Below are 23,311 nucleotides of genomic sequence, written 5' to 3' on the forward strand. Positions count from 1 at the left end.
CTAATCACTACAAAGAACAAGATACAAGATGACAAAAATCTTCCGTTTAACAGGGCTCTTGCGCTGCAAACAAAGCAGTGCTTTATTTTTGCTCATATACCCCCGCCCAACGGCGACATCCATGTCGCCGCACGGTAGGATCACCATCTATAATTCAAAAATACAAAAAATAAATTGATAATCAATAGTTTCTAAAAGTTCATAAAAAAACATAAGCTTCATTTATAATCAAAGATTTGAGGGGAATCACTTGTATGAATAATTAGGTGGTTTGACTATAATTCAAAAATAAGCAACAAGGTTCAGTCTGAAATTGTTGCTTGGGATGCTTTGAAATGTTGATTCAATTTTGGAGCGGGAAGGTCAATGATCCTGTTTCCCTTGGCTAAACTTTTGAAGACTAAATTCTCCAGATGAGAATTCTGGAGAATCAATGAAGATCACTTTTGTAAAATCCGATTAAGGCAAATCTAATTCTTTACGCATCTTTAAAGATCGCAGTAATGCCTGATCACGAAGTAATTGAAGATTCTTATCGCCTAGTTTTTTAACAAACTGTTGAGTTTCTTCATTCAGCATCTCAATTTTTTCTTCAGACAAGGTATAAGGGTGCATATCAGCCCACCATTCAGACATCGGTTCACCTAAATGATGCATAGCGGCTTTAAATCCATGTTGATTGGCCAACTGCATATTTAAATAAGGACCAAATATTGCCCAACGTAATCCGGGGCCATTGGTGATGGCGATATCAATATCTTCTGCGCTACATACACCTTCAGAAACCAGATAAAACGCTTCTCTCCAAATTGCAGACTGTAAACGATTGGCGACATGCCCTTTAACTTCTTTCTGAATTAAAATCGGTTTTTTTCCCAATAATGTATAAAACTCAAAAGCATCATGAATATAGTTCGCTTGGGTTTTTTCTCCACCAATAATCTCAACCAAAGGTAATAAGTGTGGCGGGTTAAAAGGATGACCCAGTACGATTCTTTCAGGATAAAGGCAATCATGTTGAATATCTGAGATTTTTAATCCAGATGAACTTGAAGCGATAATGCTATCTTTAGGGCAGTTTTGAGTGAGCTGTGCATATAAGTCTTTTTTTAGATCAATCCGCTCTGGACCATTTTCTTGAATAAAATCGGCATCTTTTACCGCATCTGTTAGATTTTGATAAAAAGTGAGATTTTTTAAAGTGTCTGAAACATAACAGTCAGAAGAGGTGGTTTGCTCTTCAGCCAACTCGAACAGATCCAGTAAATAGGTCTGAACTCTATTTTTTAAATTTAATTCTGCATCAGCTGCAGGATCAAAAGCATTCACCTGAAATCCTTTACTTAAATAGAATGCTGCCCAACTTGCACCAATAACACCAGTACCGATAATGGCAACTTTATTTATGGGTTTCATATATTCATTTTCCTTGAATAACTTGAGAACGTTGGATTGTCTAGCTATGACACATGACAAAGTGAGCCTTTCACTTTGATAAAAACTAAAGATAGAAAAACTAAAAAACAGTAGGGGAGGATTTCCCCCTACAAATGAATATGTATTACATCTGGTTAGATGATTTACATAGAGACAAATTCATGCTCATTGCAATCATCAACTGTATTACTGAGCGGTATAACCACCATCCATAACCACTGCTTGACCTGTCACCCCCGCCGCTTTTTCACTCGCCAAGAAAACGGCATAATCTGCAATTTCTTCAACATTGAGTAAGCGCTTTTGTGGAACCATGGCTAAAATGACATCTTCAAGTGCACTTGTTTCGCTGACATTGCGAGTTTTAGCTAAATCTTTAATTTGACCACGTACCAAAGGTGTGTCGACATAACCTGGGCATAATGCATTGACCGTGATTCCATCTCGAGCAGATTCTAACGCTGCAACTTTAGTTAAACCAATCACCCCATGTTTGGCACTGTTATAACCCGCTTTTCCAGCAAAACCGATTAAACCATTGATCGAAGCCATATTGATAATACGGCCATAGTTTTGTGCCTTCATGATTGGAAATGCATGTTTGATTCCAATAAAAGAACCCACCAGCATGACATTCAGTAGTTTTTGATAAATGGCAGTTGGAAACTCTTCGATGGTAGCAACATGCTGAAAACCAGCATTATTGATCAAAATATCCAAACGACCAAAGCTGCTATGTGCTAGACCAATAGCAGCAGCATAAGCATCTTCATCTGAAACATCACAAGGTGCAGATAAGGCTTCAAATCCATCAGTTTTTAAGGCTAAAACTGCTTCATTACATTTGTCCGCATTCATATCCGAAATCACCACTTTTGCACCTTCAAGGGCAAATTTTTTGGCAATTTCAAGTCCAATACCACTTGCTGAACCTGTGATAAATGCAACTTTATCTTTGAGAAGTTGACTCATTATTGACTCCCTGTGTTCATTTTGAAGATAAACTTAGACGATACCAAACCATGTAAATGCAGCAATTGCGACAAATACTGCAACTGTTTTAATGATGGTAATGGCAAAAATGTCTTTATAAGATTGTTTATGTGTAAGTCCAGTGACTGCAAGTAGGGTAATCACGGCACCGTTATGCGGTAAGGTGTCCATACCGCCAGATGCCATTGCAACAATACGATGCATCACTTCAGCAGGAATGCCCATTGCTGCAATAGCTGTATTGTATTGGTCAGCCATGGCACTGAGGGCAATACTCATACCGCCAGATGCTGAACCTGTAATCCCAGCCAAAACGGTTGTGGTGACTGCACCATTGACCAATGGATTGGTAAATGTATGCCCCAAAGCATGACTGATTACAGCAAAACCCGGTAAAGCGGCAATGATTGCACCAAAACCATACTCAGATGCAGTGTTCATCACAGCGAGTAGAGAACCACCTATACTTGCGTTTACACCTTCTTTAAAGCTGGTTGAAACACGACGATAATCGAACATAATCGAAGTGATAATCCCAACGATTAAAGCCAAACCAACTGCCCAAATCGCTGACGTTTTTGCGACATCGACAGTGTAGTTTGCTAGTCCAAGCGCATTAAAATCAAAGCCATTTGGATACCATGTTTTAATTGCTGTAGATAAATATTTATTCATCACTGCAACTAAAATTAAGGGAACAAATGCCATGAATTGACGTAGACCAGAACCATTATCTTGTTGCTGAGATTGATTTTCAAATTGCTGAAGTTCGGCTTCTGTTAAAGTAATACCAGATGCAAAGCCATCTCCATTGCGAGCAGCAACACGACGACGCCATTCCAAATAACTTAAACCAACACCTAAAACAAAGATTGCACCGATAATCCCTAAAAATGGCGCTGCATAAATATTGGTGCCAAAAAAGGTAGTTGGAATAACGTTTTGAATCTGAGGCGTACCCGGTAAGGCATCCATGGTAAAGGAGAAAGCACCCAGTGCAATCGTGCCAGGAATCAAACGTTTAGGGATATTTGCTTGTCTAAATAATTGGTTTGCAAAGGGATAGACTGCAAAAACTACGACAAATAAACTGACGCCGCTATAGGTTAAAATTGCCCCTAGCAGAACAACGGTAAGCATTGCATTTTTAGAGCCAATTAATTGAACAATCGTTTTGGCAATGGATTCAGCAATACCTGACATTTCAACAACTTTACCAAAAATCGCACCCAGCAAAAACACCAAGAAATAATCTTTAATAAAGCCCACCATTTTTGGCATAAACACACCAGAATAAAATGGTAAAACGTTGGCAGGGTTAATCAGCAAGACGGCCAATAAGGCACAAATAGGTGCCATGAGAATTACAGAAAATCCTCTGTAGGCTGTGTACATCAACAAGCCAAGAGAAAGTAAAATTATACCCAGTTCCCACATATTTTTACTCCGTCCTTAAAGAATATATGTCAAAACCCACCTTGTTTTTATTTCAAATCACGACAAGGCTATCTCAATCATAAAAATGCATTAGTGAGTGAAACCAATAAAAATGGATATCTAGAGAAATTAATATTGATCAATAAATTTAGCTTTTATAAATCGTCCAGACTTATAAATTGGAATATCCATTTCCAAATGATGGATAAAACTATAATCCAAATTATTCGAGGCATTGTTTGAAAATATTTATGAGTCAATATGGAAAACTAATGAATAGAAACAAGTTTCATGAGGTTTTTGCGCAATAGGTCATAGATAAGCAAAAGAAAAAAGCCAAATTGGAGATGCAGATGAATGAGTATATGTTCAACGTTTTAATTTTTATTTACAGCAGTAGTTTTATTGACAAGTGTGTTGCTTGAAATACGTAATATATCGATTTTGTCCTGATTTAAATGCATAGACATATTTTTTACAGATCACACAAATTAAAAACTTTCATTAAGACATCAATCTGAGCAAAACGAGATCAGCTAGCATGGATTGATATCTTATTCTATAAGCAAATCGATAGCTCAAATGACTCATTTTAGGATCAAAACTCGCTTGGTTTAGCGTATTATAGAGCTATAAATCAGTTAGGTTGCCGTATGACACTCAAACAGTTAAAAGCTTTTTTAGTTCTTGCTCGGACATTGAATTATGCCAATGCTGCCAATGAACTTTGCCTAAGTCAATCTGCTTTAAGCTTAAGTATCAAAAGTTTAGAGGATGAGTTGGGTGGCAAGCTGTTTAAGCGCAATACCCGCCGTGTGGATCTTACTGCTGAGGGAAATTCGTTGATTCCATTTGCTAAAAAACTTTTGGCAAATTGGGAAGACATGGAAAGAGATGTTAAACAGCGTTTTAAATTACATCGTGGCACATTAAATATTGCCTCGATGCCTTTCGCGACACATGCTGTTTTACCTGCTGTACTGCATGAATTTAATAAGAATCATCCCAATATCAATTTTTCAATCCATGATATTCCCAATGAGAAAATTATTGAAAAAGTCCAAGAGGGTATTTTTGAAATTGGGATTTGTTTTGAACCGCAACACAATGATCAATTAATTTTTAAGCCATTTTTCAATGAAGATTTTTTAGCACTACTTCCTAAAGACCATCAGTTGGCGCAGCGTAAAAGTGTGACATGGCGTGAGCTGTATGCCTATCCTTTTATCACTTTACAGAAACCTTCGATCATTCGACACGTGGTGGAAGAGAAATGTTCACAAAATAATATGATCTTAGATTTAAAACTTGAGTGTCATCAAATTAGTTCATTGTCGCATTTTGTGGCTTTTGGTATGGGGGTCAGTGCGATCCCACGTCATTTTCAAAATTATATCGATAAAGAAAATAATGTCTTGGTTGAAATTGAAGAGGGCAATGTCAATCTTTCTGTTGGAATCATTTATAAAAAAGATTTTGAACTTTCTAATATTTCTTCGCAATTTATTGAAACGATATTGGCACATCAGTTTTAAGAGACTGTCACCTCATCATAACCTCCACTATTTCAAGGTAAAATCAGATTAATGAGTTTTACTCATTAGACATTTGAAAGAATCAATTTCTAAAATAATTTGCTCGATGTTAATAATAATAATTCTAAAGGACATAGAGTTAAAACGATGAACAAAGTTGTCGCGAATGCACATGAAGCTTTGGCTGATGTGGTTGCAAACAACCAGACTTTTGCAGTGGGTGGTTTTGGATTATGTGGTATTCCAGAAGCATTGATTGATGCCTTAAAAGAAATTGGCGTTACGGGTCTAACCTGTATTTCTAACAATGCCGGTGTGGATGATTTTGGTCTAGGCAAGCTTTTACAAACCAAACAAATTAAAAAAATGATTTCATCCTATGTCGGTGAAAACAAAGAATTTGAACGTCAATATTTAAATGGTGAGCTTGAAGTAGAGTTGACACCGCAAGGCACCTTGGCTGAAAAGTTACGTGCAGGTGGTGCAGGTATTCCAGCGTTCTTTACCCAAACAGGTGTTGGGACATTGATTGCCGAAGGCAAAGAAGTTCGCGAATTTGATGGTAAAGATTACATACTCGAACAAGCATTGGTTGCAGATATTGCTTTGGTAAAAGCCTATAAAGCAGATAAAGCTGGTAACTTAATTTTTCGTAAGACTGCACGAAACTTTAACCCTGAGTGTGCAATGGCTGGCAAATTGACCATTGTCGAAGTTGAAGAAATTGTTGAAATTGGTGAGTTAGATCCAGATTCAATTCATTTACCGGGCATTTATGTAAGTCGTATTGTTTTAAATGCGCAGCCTGAAAAACGAATTGAACAATTGACATTGAAGACGGAGATTTAATCATGGCTTGGACGCGTAATGAAATGGCTGAACGTGCAGCGCAAGAGCTTGAAGATGGCTTTTATGTCAATTTAGGTATTGGCTTACCCACCTTGGTTGCAAACTATATTCCTGACAATATCAATGTCTGGCTTCAATCTGAAAATGGCTTATTGGGAATTGATGAATTTCCAACACAAGATACTGTCGATGCAGATTTAATTAATGCGGGTAAACAAACCGTAACTGCACGTAAGGGTGCTGCGTTTTTCTCTAGTGCTGAATCTTTTGCCATGATTCGTGGGGGTAAGGTGAATATTGCCATTTTAGGATCAATGGAGGTTTCCGAAAAGGGAGATTTAGCCAACTGGATGATCCCTGGGAAAAAAGTAAAAGGCATGGGCGGTGCAATGGATTTGGTTGCTGGGGTACAAAAAGTCGTGGTGTTAATGGAACACTGTGCTAAAGATGGTAGTCCTAAAATCGTCGCTGAATGTTCATTACCGCTTACGGGTAGACTGGTCGTAAACCGTATAATTACGGATCTAGGGGTGATGGATATCACTCCTCAAGGTGTAGAGTTGATTGAATTGGCCAAAGATGTAAGCCTAGAACAGATTCAGGCGGCAACTGGGGTAGAACTGATCACCTCAAATCTCGCTGTGGCTTGATTGTGACAAAGCAAGGCTAAAATTCTAATGTAAGCAGCCAAGTTTAAATGCTAAGTCGCTTTGGCGGCTTAGACATGTTATCAATGGATATGCTATTTTCAAAAATACCCGCTTCAAAAGTATACGCATTTAAAATACAAGGTGAACTCGAATGGAAAAGATTGTCATCGTCGCAGCTAGTCGTACTGCAATGGGAAGTTTTCAAGGCAGTTTTGCAAGTTTATCTGCACCGGATTTGGGTGCAGTCGTCATTGAAAAAGTTGTTGAACAAGCCAATGTGCCTGTTGCTGATATTGATGAAGTAATTATGGGCTGTGTATTACCTGCGGGTTTAAAACAAGGTCCAGCACGTCAAGCGATGCGAAAAGCGGGTTTACCGGATCATGTTGGCGCAACCACAATCAATAAAGTCTGCGGTTCTGGGATGAAAGCTGCGATGCAAGCCAGCGATGCCATTAAAGCAGGAAGTGCCAAAATTATTGTGGTCGGTGGGATGGAGTCTATGACCAATGCACCGTATTTATTACCTAAAGCACGTTCAGGTTATCGGATGGGGCATGGTCAAGTGATTGATCATATGTTCCTTGATGGTTTAGAAGACGCGGGTACAGGGCGTGCAATGGGAAGTTTTGCACAGGAAATGGCGGATAAAAAGTGCTATAGCCGTGAGCAAATGGATGAGTTTGCAATTCGCTCACTGACACGTGCAAAAAAAGCGATTGCAGAAGGTTATTTTAAAGACGAAATCACACCTGTTAAAGTGGCGCTACGTCAGGGGGAGATCACTGTAGATGTGGACGAAAATCCTGAAAATGCCAAGATTGATAAAATCCCAAGCTTAAAACCTGCATTTGCTAAAGACGGTACGATCACTGCTGCAAACTCTAGTTCAATCAGTGATGGTGCATCTGCACTACTGATCACGTCGGCGTCAGAAGCGAAAAAGCGTGGTTTGACTGTGTTGGCTGAAATCAAAGGCTATACAACCAATTCTCAGCATCCTGAAGAGTTTACCATTGCACCTGTGGGAGCAATTGAAAAATTACTGAAAAATGTAGGTTGGTCCGTAGATGATGTTGACCTGTGGGAAATTAACGAAGCTTTTGCCATGGTCACTATGGCTGCAATTGATGCATTTAAACTTGATCCTGAAAAAGTCAATATTAATGGCGGTGCTTGTGCACTCGGGCATCCACTGGGTTCATCAGGTTCACGAATCATTGTGACCTTGATCCATGCTTTAAAACGCTTAGGTAAAACCAAAGGGATCGCAACACTTTGTATTGGTGGTGGTGAAGCAACAGCACTTGCAGTTGAATTAAGCGCGTAATTTATTGTTTATCGTGATAAATAGTTAAATAGTTTGTGATTCAAAATTAAAAAAGCCGGTCGTTTCAATACTGCCGGCTTTTTGCTGTTCTTTGTCATGTGAGTTTATGTATAGTCAACTTGTCAAAAAATCAAACCCAAGAAATGAATATTTTTAATTAAATCAATTATATGACGAGATAAATTGTTTGATTATAAAAAGTTTGCAATGCTCCACCTTACATTGAAAGTTTCAATACCTTTGTGTAGGCGATGCCTCACTTTTCGTAGTGGATGCCAAACCTTGCGCTGCAAACAAAGCAGTGCTTTGTTTTTGCTTATGTTGGGCGGGGGGACGTCCTGTACCCCCGTATTCCCACACACAAGGGGCGACATCCATGTCACCCCACGGTAGGACAACCATTTATGATTCAAAAGCACAAGGCTTTATCATTAAATCTTACCATTTATGACTATAAGTCACTTTCAATGTTGCACCTGACGCCAGCAGATGGCTGGTGTTATTACTGGTACGTAGAAGTTGGCTATATAATGGATAATATTTACGGTTAAACATATTTTCTAAGCCAATCGTAACGGTATCTTTTTTGTTTAGGGCAAAACTACTGATTAAATCTGCAGTGGTATATGACTTCACATCATAACGACCAAAACCGTTGACACCGTTTAAACGATAATCTTCTGAAGCAAAATATGTCGCTTGTAAACGATTTGTCCATGTGTCTGTTGGGCTATAAGAAATGTATCCTGTTACTTTTAAAGGTGGGATACGATAACCCGTCATATCTTGTTCTTTATTGCTGTTCTGTGGGGTTTCACGGCCTTTCATCCATGTAACACTTCCTCCAGTTCCCCATACTTTTGCATCATCAAGATAATCAAGAGTTGCTTCTACACCAGTCACTTTTTCTTTGGTACGCGTCAGTATCAAGCCATTGTTAAAGGATTGAACACCACCCAGATCGGAAGTTGACTGGAACACTGCTAAGCTTGAGCTAAAATTATTAAAATGACCATTCCAACCGAGCTCGTAATTATCTACTTTAACGGGTTCAAGGAATGATGATGCTAAGTTAAATCCTGCTGTTGCATTACGGATCACAACACCTACATCGGGCAATTGAAAACCTTGATTAAAAGATGCGTAAATCGAGTGCTGATCTGTTGGCTTAAAGGTGATATTGGCATTATATAACCATGCATCCGCCGTCACTTTACCCCCCTTAACGGTATAAGGATTTGGTTTGCCTAATTGTGATAATGGAACAAAGCTATCAATTTTTGCATAACTGTCTTCATAACGTGTACCCACTTCAGCAGACCATTGCTCATTGAAATTATGTTTTAATTGCGCAAAACCACCGATGCTTTGGGTGGTTAATTCAGGTAGATAGATTAGTTTTCCATTTTTAACAAATTCTAAACCACCAGATTGGTCATAAATTGTAGGATCAAACGTATCTAGAGGCATTTCGCTTTTTTCACGGCTAAAATCGCCACCCCAAACAATTGAAGTATCACCTAAAAATTCTAGTGGGGTGTTTACGGTTAGGCGACTGCCAAGTACATTATTATTTTGATAAACCTGATCGACTTTTCCACCACGGGTACTGACTTTACGGGCATCAAATGGCGAGAAGCGAGTAAAAAAGTCTCGGTAATAGATTTGCGCGTCAACTTTGCTGCCAAATAAATCTTTATTGTTATAGGTTAAATTGTAGATTTGATTTTCATTTTTATTCTGGTCTTTTAATTTAAGCCCTTTGATTGCTTTCGCAGGTACGCTACCTGCAGGAAGTTTTGCTACACTTGGGTCAGAGGCATAGTCAGAATCTTGTTCAGCATTATAGTAATTTGCTGCAAATTGTAGATATTGGTTGTCGTCAATGTGATAGCCAAGTTTACCGCCTACGCTATATGCATCCGCATCAAATAAATCACCTTGACTTGGTTCTGGTGCAACACGATCGCCTCTAGCATCGTATGGACTACCAATACGTTGATAGCCAAAATCAAATGCATAGTCAAAGTTATTTAAGCTTCCAGAAAAATATTGATGAATATCTCCACTTAAAGCATCTGTACGAAAATTGGTCAATGCGCTTTGTAGCCCAATCACAGTTTTTGCAGTCGGTTCACCACCCGCCGCTTTGGTGGTGATTGAAATCGTTCCGCCAGCAGCACCACTTCCATAAATCGCATTACTGCCACGAATGACTTCTATCCCCGTAATACTTTGCGGGTCGATTGATGAAAGACCTCTTGATGTATCACGTGTCAAATTCATAGGTACGCCGTCAACCAAGATCAAGGCATTACGTCCGCGTAAAGTTTGCCCATAATCAGTAATTGTACGACTTGAATCAGATAAGCCAGGCACAACTTTGGCTAAAACAGTGGCGATATTTCCAGAAGACGCATTTTTTAGAAATTCAATTTGTTTTTCATCTAATTTGGTCACTTGTTTTGCAGAAGAGGAGAATTCATCTGAGCGTGATGCGCTGACAGTAATGGTTGGAAGCACTGCAGCTTTGTTTTCTGTATCTGTAGCTTCTGTGGGTGAAATAGCAAAAGAGGATTGTGATAAAAAGATGAACCCACCAATTGATATAAGTGGAATGATTTTTTTTATATCAGACTTCTTATTAAAAATTTTGTTGCTTTTCATCTTGCTTCCTTTTATCTCACCCTGAGATTGCTTTAAATTGACGAAAGTATAATTGAGAATGATTGTAATTCACAGTAACAAATAAACAAACAATAAAACATTTATATTCTGCTTAAATTTAATTGAGTGGAATAGCTGATACACCACTCAAGGTTTAGAGACCTATACAATTTCTTTATATGAATCAATATGAAGCTGATGTGCTCGACGGGTAATACTGCGATCATCACCGAGCACAAAAAGTTTTACAGACTGGTGTTTCCACAACGCAATATCTTCAGGCTGGCGCGGAATTGCGCAGAAATATTTACCCTGTTGTTGAGTTTTGCTATATATCTCTTGGATCTTTGCTTGAACTTGCGGATGGTGCGTTTCCCAAGGAACGCCCATAGACTGAGAAAGATCTGCCGCACCTTCAAGAATAATATCGATCCCATCAATTGCTAAAATTTCATCGATATTTGCTACACCAGCTAAACTTTCAATCATTGCGACGACAACTGTTTCTTGGTGTGCGTGTTGCACAAAATCAGTTAAGCTCTGCATGCCATAGCGATTTAACCGAGTTGAATTTAAGCCCCTTTGTCCTAGGGGCATGTAGTGGCAATAATTCACAGCTTCTTGGGCTTGTTGTGCATTTTCTATACGTGGTAATACAATTCCAGTCACGCCAGCATCGAGTAAAGGTAAGATCAAGTGATTGGCGGTTAAGGGGACTCGAACCAATACATCAAGCTGCATGGCTCTAGTGGCTAAAATCATGTTTTCAACTTGGGACGTACTAAATAAAGTATGTTCCAAGTCAATAATAATAAAGTCATAACCAGCCAGTCCCAATTGCTCCACATGAATTGGTGAGGCAATAGAACAGAATATGCCATAAAGCGACTCACCATTTTTCATGCGTTTTTTAAAGGAAATTGAAGTTTTATTCATATTCAATTTCCTTAATTAAACTCAACGGGTTTGGGGTGGTTTGTACTCTTAATCGGATTTCTGGTAGGAAGCGACGACTTGCAAGTTGTTCAATATCGATGGTGTCATCTGTAAAGTTAAACAATTCATATCTTTGTGCAAATTCTGGATGCTTTTCTTTATGTTGATTGATGATTGATCTTAACATTGTCCAAAATTTGATTTCATCAAACTCATAATGTGTGTTTAGAAATATGGCCAATTCCGCTAGATTGACAAACCAAAGTGCGTCTTGGGTGAAATCTCTTAACTCATTTGCTGCGTGCGTTTCTAAAAAAGAATTTGGGTTAATTTTGGCATGTTCTTTAGGCGCGTCTTGTAAATCGGGTAATAGCTCTGGATTTCTTAGCAAATGACGACTAAAGCGAATACCATCATGGAAATCTTTTAAAGCCGCTTTAACAGGTAGACCATCTTTGTGAATTAACACCATGTTTTGTGCATGTGATTCCAATGCTAAGCCGTGACACCATAAAATATGCATAATTGGCAGATAGGCATTTTTTAATAACTTCTCTAACCAAAACTCGATCCCGTATTGTTTGATCCAGTGGTCTATCAGCGGTTTTTGGTCAGTATCAAGTTGCATTAGACCTGTAACTGGTGTTGCTGATTCGCCTTCATTGAGATAATGATAAATACTTTCACGCCAAATACAGGCCAGTGCGCCATATTGAACAGCTAAGGCGATCGGCTGATTGATAGAAAGTCCAGCAATTTCTCTTAAAATAACGGGTTTACGTTGTTTTTCTAAAATATGGTCTTGCTCAACGATTTTATACAGCCAGTCACTCATTTTTGCAGCATTTTGCACAGTATGTGGTGCTAAAACACGAGAGGTCGACGTGTTAACTAAATTCATCGCTAATTTTAGTGATAACGCTGAAATATCCGTGATGTTTGATAATGTTCGGATTGATTGTTGCGGTAAATAAGTAGGTCCAGCGATTTTCAATGGAATGATCAGTTGATTGCTGATTGCATCTTGATAATACAATTCAATAATTTTATCCCATTGCCAAGGATGAATGGGGCTAAGAATATAATCATTGAAATCAACTTGATACGCTGTCAATTCCTCACGGATTGCGTGAAGGTCTTTGTCTGAAAAATGCTGTTTATACAGTTGATTTAAGTTGATCGTTTCACTCAAAACCAATTTGCATAAGCTTTTATGAGTAGCAGTCCATTGAACAGAGAATCCTTGGGATAATTCAGGTGAGTATTTTTGATTTTCCTTAAGATCAAAGCCTATTCTAGATTTAAAACTTGGATGATAGAGATGTGCATTGTTTATACGGGCTTCTTGCTCAATATATGACAGTGTTCTTAATGGTTGGTTGGGTGATAGACCCAGTGTTTGTGCATGTTTGACATAGCTAAGATTGAGCTCATCATTAAAGCTTTGCCATTTGATTGGATCAGCATCAATAATATGTTTTAAATCAGCTAATAATGCTTTTAAATTTGGACTGCTTGATGACTTTTGAACAGCATCATAACGGACTAAACTCGATGGATTTAATTTAATTCGGTTAAAACTAAAATGTTGTTTAGCGTCGCAGCTATAAAAAAGATCATCTGAAATAAAGAATTTAATTTGCCCATTTGATTTTTCGTAGTTAAAGGCATTTTCAAAGATTAAGGCTTCTAATAATTGCCCGATGACACGTCTTTCCGCTTGGACTTTATAATCAATTTGTTGCGTAGCTTGAAGAGGGGTCAGTGCTTGAGCGCCTCTGTATTTATAAATCGGATTTTCAATATCAATCCAAATCGGGTTACCGCCACTGTGATATAAGGTGTTCATCATATTTGCCTTAATAGGTAAAGTGAGAGAGTTAAGCAAAAGGTTGCAGTAGTGCTGTGCTTTATCTGAGAAGTTTTCATCGATCAGGGTTTTTCTGGTAGTTTGCCAAAGTTCACTTTCTTCAATAATGCTTACTCTTGATATCGCACTAATTAGATGCGCAATATGATTGATGACTAAATAATATTGCAGAAAAATCCATGCATCCTTTTGAGAAAACCAAACAGTGCTATCTTCAGAGACTGAGGAATGATCATTGAGCATCTCAGAAACCACACTAATCCCTTCCATATCACGAATAATCAGTCGAGCAGGGAAGCCTTGTTTAAATTCCATTAAACTATTTTGCATATGGGCTTCAACACTAATCCCTTTATTTGCAAACAATTCAATCAGTGGAACCAAGGAAACTTGAATATATTGTTTCCACCAATCAGCAAGAAAGGCTTTTGAGTGACTATTTGGAAGTCCTTGGGCTTGTGCGGCCTGATCAATAAACGCCATTAAGGGGATCTGATGATGCTCATTTTCTTCGACTAAACCACCTAGCATCCGAGTATTTTCAAGCGTTTCCGTAGCTAATCCTGCGCGATATATAATGCCAAAAGAACTTTCTAACTCAGGGATTTTGACAGTTTTGGCTGTAAGCTCTGGAAGAATGAGCATATTTTTATAGTGTTGGTTGATCTGATGCTTAAGAATGATTTTACTGGCATCAATCGCTCTTTCCATTTCATCCATAGGGTTGTTACGAATAAAACTAGTAATACGCACATCAATGGAGAGTTTTAAAAAAATATTAGATTGCGATAACCAAACGGTTCGTACTGAAGATGTAGGCCAAACGGTTTGTCCTAAAGCACCTAAATATCGAACCTCATGATTTTCTAAATAGCGTTTTAAGGAAGGATGTAGGAGTAAAAAGTTTGCTTGCCACGGATGTGTAGGCAAAAGTTCATAATTTTCGAACTCATCTTTGAGGCGGTGTTGTGCATGCTTCAAAACGTCTTCTTCAATCAGTTGATCGACATTATTATCGCTGACAAGTTTTTGGATTAAGGATGAATGCACTGCGAAGTAGTGTAACTGAAACGTCGCACCTAGCTCTGGGCTATACTTTTTCATATCCTCTTTAGAAAAGCCTAGATTGGCTTTTGAGGTCACATGAAATGGATGTCCATATAACATGCCTTGTTCAGCAGATTGAAAACTAGAGGCCAGTTTAGGCTTTATTTGATCTACGCTGTTTTCTAAAAAGAATTTGGTATTTTCGATACTGTTTGCGATTTCCGCATAGAGATTCTGATTTTGCTTTTTATCTTTAAATTGGCTATTTAACTTTAACTCATCGGTTATCATTTTAACCAACACTTTAGGATCAGTGAGACTTTTGACAGTCTTATCCTCAGTATTGAATACACAAAAAGAGCGCTGGTAACGATGATAACCTGTGCTTGAGAAATGCTGTATCGCACCATAGATGACTGAGTTAGATGCAGTAAATGGGTATGAAAAAAAGGGTGAATTATTTGCGTCATGTATTGCTAAAGGTGAATCCTGTTCTGAGAGAATATGCTGTTCGAGTTGAACTTGAAGTTCACGAAAAAAAGTATTCAAGTATTGTTCAAAAAGCTTGTAAGACCATGCATCGGTGGTAATGATCGGGTTCATTCTTGTACCTCTTCTAAAATTGTATTGGTTAAAAATTTGTTTAAAGTCACGATTAATCCAGCACCAATAAAAAATAATGCAGTGCAAATTAACGCGGCAGTGATATTGAAAAATGAGTATGTGAGGGTGACCGCAATCGGCCCAAACAGTTGACCGAGAACAAAGGCGCTATTTGAAATACCAATCACTTTTCCTTGATTTCTTGCATCTGTTTTTAACGAAATCGTATGAAAAATAGAGGGAATAAGTGCAGCGAAACAGAAACCTTGTATGAGTCTTAAGAGCAGCACTAACCAAATATTAGTGGTCCATGTCAAAGCCAGAACCGTGATTCCACAGATCAGTGTTGCACTGACAAAATTATGAAATGAATCGCCTCTCGCATCGTTGCGTTTCCCCCAATAGGTTGCAGCAAAAAATGCAGCACCCCATGAAAGTGCGTGGATTGTTCCTGTTAAACTCGCAATAGATAAGGGTATAGCTATATTTCGACTGATTTCACTGATATATAAGATAAAACAGGACACTAAACCGAACCCGCCAGCTTGGACAAAGGTTCCCGCACTGAGCCACGAAAAAATTGTTCGATCAAAAGATTGTAGTGTTGATGGTTTTTTATCGGGTCCAGTGACAGATGTCTGCACAGTTTGGCTCAATAAAATAGCAGCAACTAAGATTAAAACGATGACAATATATGCTGTGGCACTGAGTAAGGTTTCAACTTTCCAATGATCCATAAATATGCCACCGAGTACCGGACCACATAGACAGGCCAATGCGACACTGCTTTGGAGCTGTCCAAAGGCAAGACCTCTTTGTCGCTCGCTAGACAAGTAAGAGGTATAGGCATAAAGAATCACCGATAAACCGCAAAATCCTAATAAAATACGGGCAAAAATAAACACAAATAGATGCTGTGCTCCCGCCATTAACAGTATAGAAATGCAGAAACCAGCCAAGGAAAGTAACAGTGCTTTTTTATGCCCAAATGTATCTGATAGATGACCAATAAGGGGGGCTGTAAATAGACTCCCTAGAGCTGGTGCTGACAGCGCTATACCTGCCCAAATGGCGGGTGCTGCCATTTGCGCCGTCAATTTTTCCATATATAGCGGCATGATCGGTATTAAGACCATCAAGCCAAATGTCGAAAAAAATTGACACAGTAAAATAATCAAATGATCTAGGCGAGAGGAACGCATGATTTAGATATCCATGGTCTCATAGCAAGATTGGAATAAAGCATGGTAGGGATTTGACGTCATACCAATTTTACTTGGCATCCCTGTTGAATCACCTTGTTGGGCTAATAAAGGGGTGAGTAATTGTTTGAATGGCCAGTGGCTACTTTCAAAAACATATTTTTGAATACAGTTTTTCGATTGTTCAGAAAGCGCGGCAGTTTCTATAAAGTTGACAATAATTTCTTGGATCATTTCCCAGAAATCAATTTCAGTATGATCGGTATATTTCAATGTTGCTAATGCGATAGGGTATAGGTTGATTTGTATCCCGAGGGTTATAAAATAATTAAATAAATCCTCATTTTTATTAAAGATAAGATTGTTTGGCGTACTGGTATCAATTTTATAGACTGGCGGAACAAAATCACTGTCCTGAATCGCAGGGGTGCATATTCTTAAGGTGTCATGGTCACGCAGAATAAAGCATTTAAATTGATTGTCTTGGTAACATACAAGGGTGTTTTGACCATGACACTCAGGCATAACACCAAAAGACCACAGTGTGAGAAAAGTGTGAATAAAATGGGTACTCAAATCTTTAAGTAAGTTCCATTTGTCACCTGTTATACCTAAAGCTTCCCATGGATCAATATAAGGACAACTTAAAGCAGACATGCTAATGGGTGCTATATTTTTTTCTTGGCAAAAATGAGGTAAATGCCTCACTTGACAGCCGATAACACCTAAATTTTGTACCAGCGGTTCTTGTTTTCCTAAGACCCACCAATGGGTTTCATTGCTTAAAGAGAGCTGATGTTTTAATGATGGTGTTTTGTCGATGACATCATTGAGAAAATCATATGCCGCATGACCGTTGGCTAAATATCGAGCAGGCATAGAGCGAATAGCACCCAAAGTTTTGGCATTGGTCGAGAGCTTTAAGTGCTGATTTGAATTTAAGTGATTGATTAAAGTTCGTAGCGAGGATGTTGGGCAACCAATTGCAGTGGCGAGGCCGAGGTCAATCCCTAGATATTTGTTTTCTTGAAATGTTAAATAGTCATGCTGTGTTTTAAGTACAGGTATTGCAAGGTATTCATTTGAGAGAGCCTGCATTTTTTCAATAATAAGATTTTTTTCCTCAGCAGGGAGAGCCAGTTCATCATGTGGAATGGATTCCATATTATTTATGACATCTGTTTTTTTAAATGCCCACCAATACACTTCAATTTCTTTTTGAGTAATGAGTGGACTGAGTTCACCTTTCGCATGTGCAAATGGATGAAATGCACGGTCAGCGACAAGCGAAAGTAGTTCACTCATTATGAGTGGCGAAGAAAAAGAAAGGGCGGATTGTAAGATTTGAGGAATTTTTTCAGCAGTCACCAAATTATCATGCCAATACGCAATGGCCTTTTGGTGGTTGATTGATGGCCACCATGAGGATTGAGTTAAATAATTAAAAACGTCAGCAATCGCGATCTCAGTGGTCTGTTGACTCAACGTGTTATGAAGTAAAACTTCTGCTTTTGTGATATAGAAAGGATTTACACTATTTACTTTTAAGCAATTGAAATGTAGTTCCAACTCACTCCTCAGATGTATTACAAGATAAGGCTTTTTATAGACAATATGGTTTCTGAACTCACCATAATTTTCCATATAGAGCGCATCTATAGTTTTCTGAAGTTGTGTTGTGTAAATCCGATCTAACATGTGCATTGTTCCTATAATTATAAAAGTGGCAAAACTGTGCCAATATTTTGTTTTTGTGCAGCATTGAAAAACCATTTCGCACAAACAATATCGTCGATCGCCATACCCATTGGATTGAGTAAAATGATTTCATCATCATTTTCACGGCCATTTTTATGCCCAATAATGATGTCACCTAGTTCAGCATGTAGTTTTTCACGGCTAAATAAACCTTCTTCAACCAGTACATTGATGACTTTCTTTTCTCTATTGGATTGATCCCAGTCATCCACAATCACTTTGTCAACTTTGAGGAAAACTTCTGGTTCAATATCCATGATTGATATATTTGAAACGAAGCAACCTTTTTTAAGCCATTCAAACGGGATATAGGGTTTGTCAGATACTGTGCAAGTGATTAATACATCTGCCTGTTGGATCGCCGACTTGGCAGTTTCATGAATTTCGATTTGAAGATTTGGATATTCGGCAATAAATAAAGCTTTAAGTTTTTCTGCGGCTTCAGGATTTAGATCAAATAAATGTATTTTTTTAACTTGTGGGTATTGTTCTAAGACCGTTTTGATTTGCATTTGGGCAATCGGACCACAACCAATCACGCTGATATCTGAGAAGTCTTTTTTGGCGAGATATTGAATTGATACACCAGTAATTGCCGCTGTTCTCATCGCACTAATTAAACTGCCTTCCATGATTGCCACGGGGTAATTTGTTTCAGCGTCATTTAAAACAATTAAGGCACTGGCACGAGGAATATTAAATTTCTTAGGATTGTGTTGGCGAGAACCAATCCATTTAATCCCTGCAATAGGATCATTTCCAGCCAAATAACATGGCATGGCAATAATTCGGTCGGCAATATGGTCCGCACCTTGCCAACGTAAATAGGGTTTTAAGGGTTGTACAAACTGTTTATTTGCGTGAAGTGTGAGGCCTTCAGTAATTGCTTCGATAAACGAATTACTGTGATTTGCACCAAGATGAAGTAAATCTGATTGACTAAGGTAACGAAGGCTAGCCAAATTACTCATAAATATTTCCTAAAAAGTGGAGTTAAACAACGGATTGCAAAGTAAAATTTTCTTGATTGAGATGATTTTTATTGAAATGTCTTCTCTTGATCATTTCGAACCATTCTTCGTCATAAACTAAATCTAAATAACGATCGCCTCTATCTGCCAAAAGGGTTAAAACGCATGATCCAGAAGGGATGGTCGGGATAAGTTTTTTTATTGCTGAAATAGATGAGCCGCTAGATCCACCCGCAAAAATGCCTTCATGTTCGAGGAGTTCTCGGCAACCTAAAGCTGACTCATAATCATCAACATAGATGACATCATCTATTTCATCTGGGGAGAGTAGGGCTGGAACGGTACTTGCACCGATACCCGGAATTTCACGTGGGCCTGAGTGACCACCAAAGAGAACAGAACCAACGATATCGACTGCAATAACTTTTAAATGCGGGAATTTTTCTTTTAAGCGGCGAGATACGCCCATGATTGTTCCAGAAGTACTTGCACCAACAACCAAGTAATCAATACTGCGATCGATTTGATTTATGATTTCTTCTGCTTCACCATAATAGTGGCTTTTCCAATTGTTGGGATTTGCATATTGGTTGATCCAAACAGCATTGGGCAACTGGCGGCAAAGTCGTTGTACTGTATCGATTCTTGTTTTTAAATAACCACCGTTTTGATCTTTTTCAGAGACCATTTCGATATTGGCTTTATAGAGCTTCAACATTTGTAAATTGGCTGAAGCAATTTTGGGGTCAATCACAGCAGTGAATTTTAGGCCGTAAATTTTGCATGCCATTGCAAGTGCAATTGCTAAATTGCCCGATGAACTTTCAACAATATGGCTATCTTTATGAATGAGGCCAGATTTAAGCCCTTCTTGTAACATATACAATGCAGGTCGATCTTTGATACTTCCACCTGGATTGAGTAACTCCATTTTTGCGACAACGGTGACGGATTGATCGGTAAACATCCTTGAGAGTCTGATTAAAGGAGTTTTACCTATGCAATCGAGAATATTGTTATGGATCATCGTTAGAATTCTCTGGTTTTATCTATTGCAAATGATAATCATTATTGGTTTTGTTATTATTAAAATTTACGCTAAATTTGTTGTGTTTTGTAATTTTATTGAAGAATAAACTGTGGGAGTGAGTAATGATTTTGTTTATAAGTTTTTGATAAATATGGCTTATATATAATTATTGACTTAAATTATAGTGAAATTAGATGACCATTTGATTAAAATTGTTAATCAATCACTAGAAAAAATTATAAAGCAGATCGCTATCACATTTATTTTTATTAAAGAGAATCACCCTAAGAAAATCTTAGAAACTCAAAATGAATCAGAACTGAAATTATAAAAAGACAAATTAAATTAATAATTTTTGTGCTGTGTTTTCCTTGGGTTGTTGGAATAGGCCATTAAAAGATTATGTTTTACATTAATAATGTTAATGATTATTATTATCGATAAAATTCAGGCCTACAACTGAGGAAACAGGATGCGCCTTTCCCAATTCAGCTTATGTGTTTTATCTATTGCCATCAGTAGTCAGTTATATGCACAGGATGAAACCTCGAATAATCAGACACCAGTGAGCAATGCTCAACAACAGGAATCTGTCCAGAAATTGCCACAGATCGTTATTACAGCAACACGATCAGAAAAAAGCATTGCAGATATTGCAGGAACTGTACAGAACATCAGCGGAGCAGAAGTACAAAAACAGGCTGGAGCAGGACGAAAAGTAGCAGATGTTCTTGCACAATTGGTTCCTTCACTGGCGCCGTCTAGTGGTACTGGAAGTAATTATGGTCAGACCATGCGAGGCAGAACGGTACTGGTGATGATTGATGGTGTATCTCAGACGGGATCGCGTGATCCTGCGCGCCAATTGAACAGTATCAGTCCGGGGATGATTGAACGGATTGAGGTCATTTCTGGAGCAACCAGTATTTATGGTTCTGGTGCAACGGGTGGGATTATTAATATCATTACCAAACGTGCTGACAAATCGAAACCACTGAGTTTTGAGACGAAATTAGGGATAACCTCTGCTGATAATTTCAGAGGAGATGGTCTGGCTTATGAAGCAGGTCAGAGCGTTTCTTTCAGTAATGATAAAATGGATGGTTTTTTGGGTGCGAACTATACCAGCCGAGGATCATTGTTCGATGCGAATGGGGATCGGATTGCAACTGAACCCAATCAAACCAGCCGTAATGATACAGATACGTTAGACATAAATGGGCGCCTGAATTTTAATTTGACTGACACACAAAGCTTAAGTTTTGGTGCGCAGTATTATAAGGATAAGCAGGATACTCGTTATCTACCTGATTATGGACCGAACTATACCATTGCTAAAGGGCCACAGTCTGAACGAGCCATCAAGGGACTGGAATTAAGTAATCAGCCATTTACGGATCGTTATGCCTTGAATACCCAATATCAAAATCAGGATGTATGGGGGCAGACGGTAAATTTGGAAGCCTATTATAGAAATGAAAAAGGGCGTTTTTTCCCAGTTTATTCAGGTGGCGCTACGGTCAATCAATCAGAATATACGGTTGATGTGGCAGGAATGCGGTCTACAGTGCAGTCAGATTTTAAGCTTGCAGCGCGAGATCTTAATCTGACCTATGGTCTGGATTATGACCGAGAAAAAGATACTCAGCATTATGACGTTTTGTCTGTCAGCAATAACGGTATGGTTTACAAGGATACTGGTAGAAGGTTAGATGCTGGTCCAGATACTGTCATTCAGAATATCGGGGCTTTTTTACAGGCAGATTATCAATTAACGGATCGCTTTAATCTTCAAGCGGGAACGCGCTATCAATATATCAAGGCAGATACAGACGCTTATACACCTTCTAGACAAACACAAAGCGTTGCGAGTGATTCAACAAATGCTGACAAGTTTTTGTTTAATTTAGGCGCAGTTTATAAACTTACTGATAATCAGCAATTATTTGCCAATTTCTCTCAAGGATTTAGTTATCCAGATATATTACGGATGTTACGTGATGTCTCAATTCTGACCGTTTCAACTGCGAATATAGAACCACTAACGGTCAATAGTTATGAACTGGGTTGGCGTCTGCAAGATGATCAAAAACTTGATTTAGGAATTACTGGTTTTTATAACACATCTGATAAAGTCATTCAGTTCAATGCGGATCGTTCAGTCAATATTGCGGAAACTGATCAGCGTGTTTACGGTGCCGAAATGACTGCGGCATATCCAATTCTGGATGATTTTAAAATTGGTGGCACGTTGGCTTACACCCGTGGACAATATAAGGATGCGGCGGGTAATTGGCGTGAGTTAAATGCTTATCAGGTATCTCCAACTAAGGGAACTATTTTTGGTGAGTGGAATAGTGATGATGGTTATGGATTCCGTGTACAGGTGCTTGCTGTAAAAGGAACTGACAAAGCATTTGAAGACGATAAGGTTGCAGTGAACAATGATAAAGTGGTTCCAAACCGGGCTGCAAAAATAAAGGGTTATGCGATTATGGATACCCTCGTGAATTTCCCGGCTTATAAGGGGCGGGTGGATTTTGGAATTTATAACGTGTGGAATAAAGACTATCGCACCGTTTATAGTCAGCAGTCAGAAATTACCTTTTCACCTGTGTCTAGTATGCGGGCACAAGGACGAACCTTTGGTTTGAGTTATACTTTTAATTATTAATTGATGTTAGCTAAAAGCTAGTGCTGAGTGTTTGATTGTCACTTATCACTAGCTTTTTTATTTTAATATAAATCAGTTTTTTAACTGAATATAAGTGTGAATTATCATTAAAAAATTAAAATATAGCACAATAGAATTCATGAGCTATTCGGAGCTTTTTGAAAAGAATTAGTTAGGATGAATAGAGTCCTTGTATTTGAACTATTGTTACACAATTAAAAGTTGATAAAAATACGATGAGTACATGCTGTAGCACCATAAGATCGGTTCAAAGTTGTTTTGTTTACTCTTACTGTTTAAAACCCATTATTGCCAATAGCTA

The 23,311-nt window shown here is 38.3% G+C and carries 16 protein-coding genes; 5 read left to right on the forward strand and 11 right to left on the reverse strand.

What is annotated here, in order from left to right; genetic code table 11:
- Positions 1-459: 459 nt before the first annotated feature.
- From WFN33_RS19630 to WFN33_RS19640, 3 genes are all read right to left on the reverse strand, one after another.
- On the reverse strand, positions 460-1,416 hold the full coding sequence (locus WFN33_RS19630) for a 3-hydroxyacyl-CoA dehydrogenase NAD-binding domain-containing protein (protein ID WP_336954726.1): 957 nt from the start codon (positions 1,414-1,416) through the stop codon (positions 460-462).
- Between the two features lie 207 nt (positions 1,417-1,623).
- Complete coding sequence (locus WFN33_RS19635; RefSeq protein ID WP_336954727.1) at positions 1,624-2,409, reverse strand: 3-hydroxybutyrate dehydrogenase; 786 nt, start codon at positions 2,407-2,409, stop codon at positions 1,624-1,626.
- 33 nt (positions 2,410-2,442) lie between these two features.
- Positions 2,443-3,867 (reverse strand): GntP family permease, encoded by a 1,425-nt coding sequence (locus WFN33_RS19640; RefSeq protein WP_336954728.1) that lies wholly within the window; start codon positions 3,865-3,867, stop codon positions 2,443-2,445.
- A 653-nt stretch (positions 3,868-4,520) separates the two neighbouring features.
- Here WFN33_RS19640 and WFN33_RS19645 point away from each other — a divergent pair.
- The 4 genes from WFN33_RS19645 (at position 4,521) to WFN33_RS19660 (ending at position 8,231) form a co-directional block, all read left to right on the forward strand.
- Positions 4,521-5,402, forward strand: coding sequence for a LysR family transcriptional regulator (locus WFN33_RS19645; RefSeq protein ID WP_004820562.1), 882 nt, complete (start codon positions 4,521-4,523; stop codon positions 5,400-5,402).
- A gap of 147 nt (positions 5,403-5,549) precedes the next feature.
- Complete coding sequence (locus WFN33_RS19650; protein ID WP_004721433.1) at positions 5,550-6,251, forward strand: CoA transferase subunit A; 702 nt, start codon at positions 5,550-5,552, stop codon at positions 6,249-6,251.
- Between the two features lie 2 nt (positions 6,252-6,253).
- Positions 6,254-6,901: a 3-oxoacid CoA-transferase subunit B gene (locus tag WFN33_RS19655; RefSeq protein WP_154130373.1), complete on the forward strand. Its 648-nt coding sequence runs from the start codon at positions 6,254-6,256 to the stop codon at positions 6,899-6,901.
- 151 nt (positions 6,902-7,052) lie between these two features.
- Entirely contained in the window at positions 7,053-8,231 is a 1,179-nt protein-coding gene (locus WFN33_RS19660) for a thiolase family protein (RefSeq protein ID WP_336954729.1), read from the forward strand.
- A gap of 231 nt (positions 8,232-8,462) precedes the next feature.
- Here WFN33_RS19660 and WFN33_RS19665 read toward each other — a convergent pair whose 3' ends face one another.
- The 8 genes from WFN33_RS19665 to sbnA form a co-directional block, all read right to left on the reverse strand.
- Entirely contained in the window at positions 8,463-8,633 is a 171-nt protein-coding gene (locus WFN33_RS19665) for a hypothetical protein (protein WP_336954730.1), read from the reverse strand.
- A 36-nt stretch (positions 8,634-8,669) separates the two neighbouring features.
- On the reverse strand, positions 8,670-10,898 hold the full coding sequence (locus tag WFN33_RS19670) for a TonB-dependent receptor (RefSeq protein WP_336954731.1): 2,229 nt from the start codon (positions 10,896-10,898) through the stop codon (positions 8,670-8,672).
- Between the two features lie 162 nt (positions 10,899-11,060).
- Complete coding sequence (locus WFN33_RS19675) at positions 11,061-11,834, reverse strand: HpcH/HpaI aldolase family protein (RefSeq protein WP_336954732.1); 774 nt, start codon at positions 11,832-11,834, stop codon at positions 11,061-11,063.
- Positions 11,827-15,354 carry an IucA/IucC family protein gene (locus tag WFN33_RS19680; protein ID WP_336954733.1) on the reverse strand — a complete coding sequence of 1,176 codons (3,528 nt, stop codon included), beginning with the start codon at positions 15,352-15,354 and terminating at the stop codon, positions 11,827-11,829. The genes WFN33_RS19675 and WFN33_RS19680 overlap by 8 nt, the downstream gene beginning before the upstream one ends.
- Positions 15,351-16,556, reverse strand: a complete 1,206-nt coding sequence (locus WFN33_RS19685; protein ID WP_336954734.1) for an MFS transporter — start codon at positions 16,554-16,556, stop codon at positions 15,351-15,353. Before WFN33_RS19685 ends, WFN33_RS19680 begins: the two co-directional genes overlap by 4 nt.
- Before the next feature lie 3 nt (positions 16,557-16,559).
- A complete protein-coding gene (locus WFN33_RS19690) occupies positions 16,560-18,254 on the reverse strand; it encodes an IucA/IucC family protein (protein WP_336954735.1) in 1,695 nt (564 codons plus the stop codon).
- 17 nt (positions 18,255-18,271) lie between these two features.
- Positions 18,272-19,285: a 2,3-diaminopropionate biosynthesis protein SbnB gene (gene sbnB / locus WFN33_RS19695; RefSeq protein ID WP_209826392.1), complete on the reverse strand. Its 1,014-nt coding sequence runs from the start codon at positions 19,283-19,285 to the stop codon at positions 18,272-18,274.
- 22 nt (positions 19,286-19,307) lie between these two features.
- Positions 19,308-20,312, reverse strand: coding sequence for a 2,3-diaminopropionate biosynthesis protein SbnA (gene sbnA, locus WFN33_RS19700; RefSeq protein ID WP_336954736.1), 1,005 nt, complete (start codon positions 20,310-20,312; stop codon positions 19,308-19,310).
- A gap of 475 nt (positions 20,313-20,787) precedes the next feature.
- Between sbnA and WFN33_RS19705 the strand changes: the two genes are divergently transcribed.
- Positions 20,788-22,989 (forward strand): TonB-dependent receptor, encoded by a 2,202-nt coding sequence (locus WFN33_RS19705; protein ID WP_336954737.1) that lies wholly within the window; start codon positions 20,788-20,790, stop codon positions 22,987-22,989.
- Positions 22,990-23,311: the final 322 nt, after the last annotated feature.

Source organism: Acinetobacter sp. AS167, from assembly GCF_037152175.1.
GTDB lineage: Bacteria > Pseudomonadota > Gammaproteobacteria > Pseudomonadales > Moraxellaceae > Acinetobacter.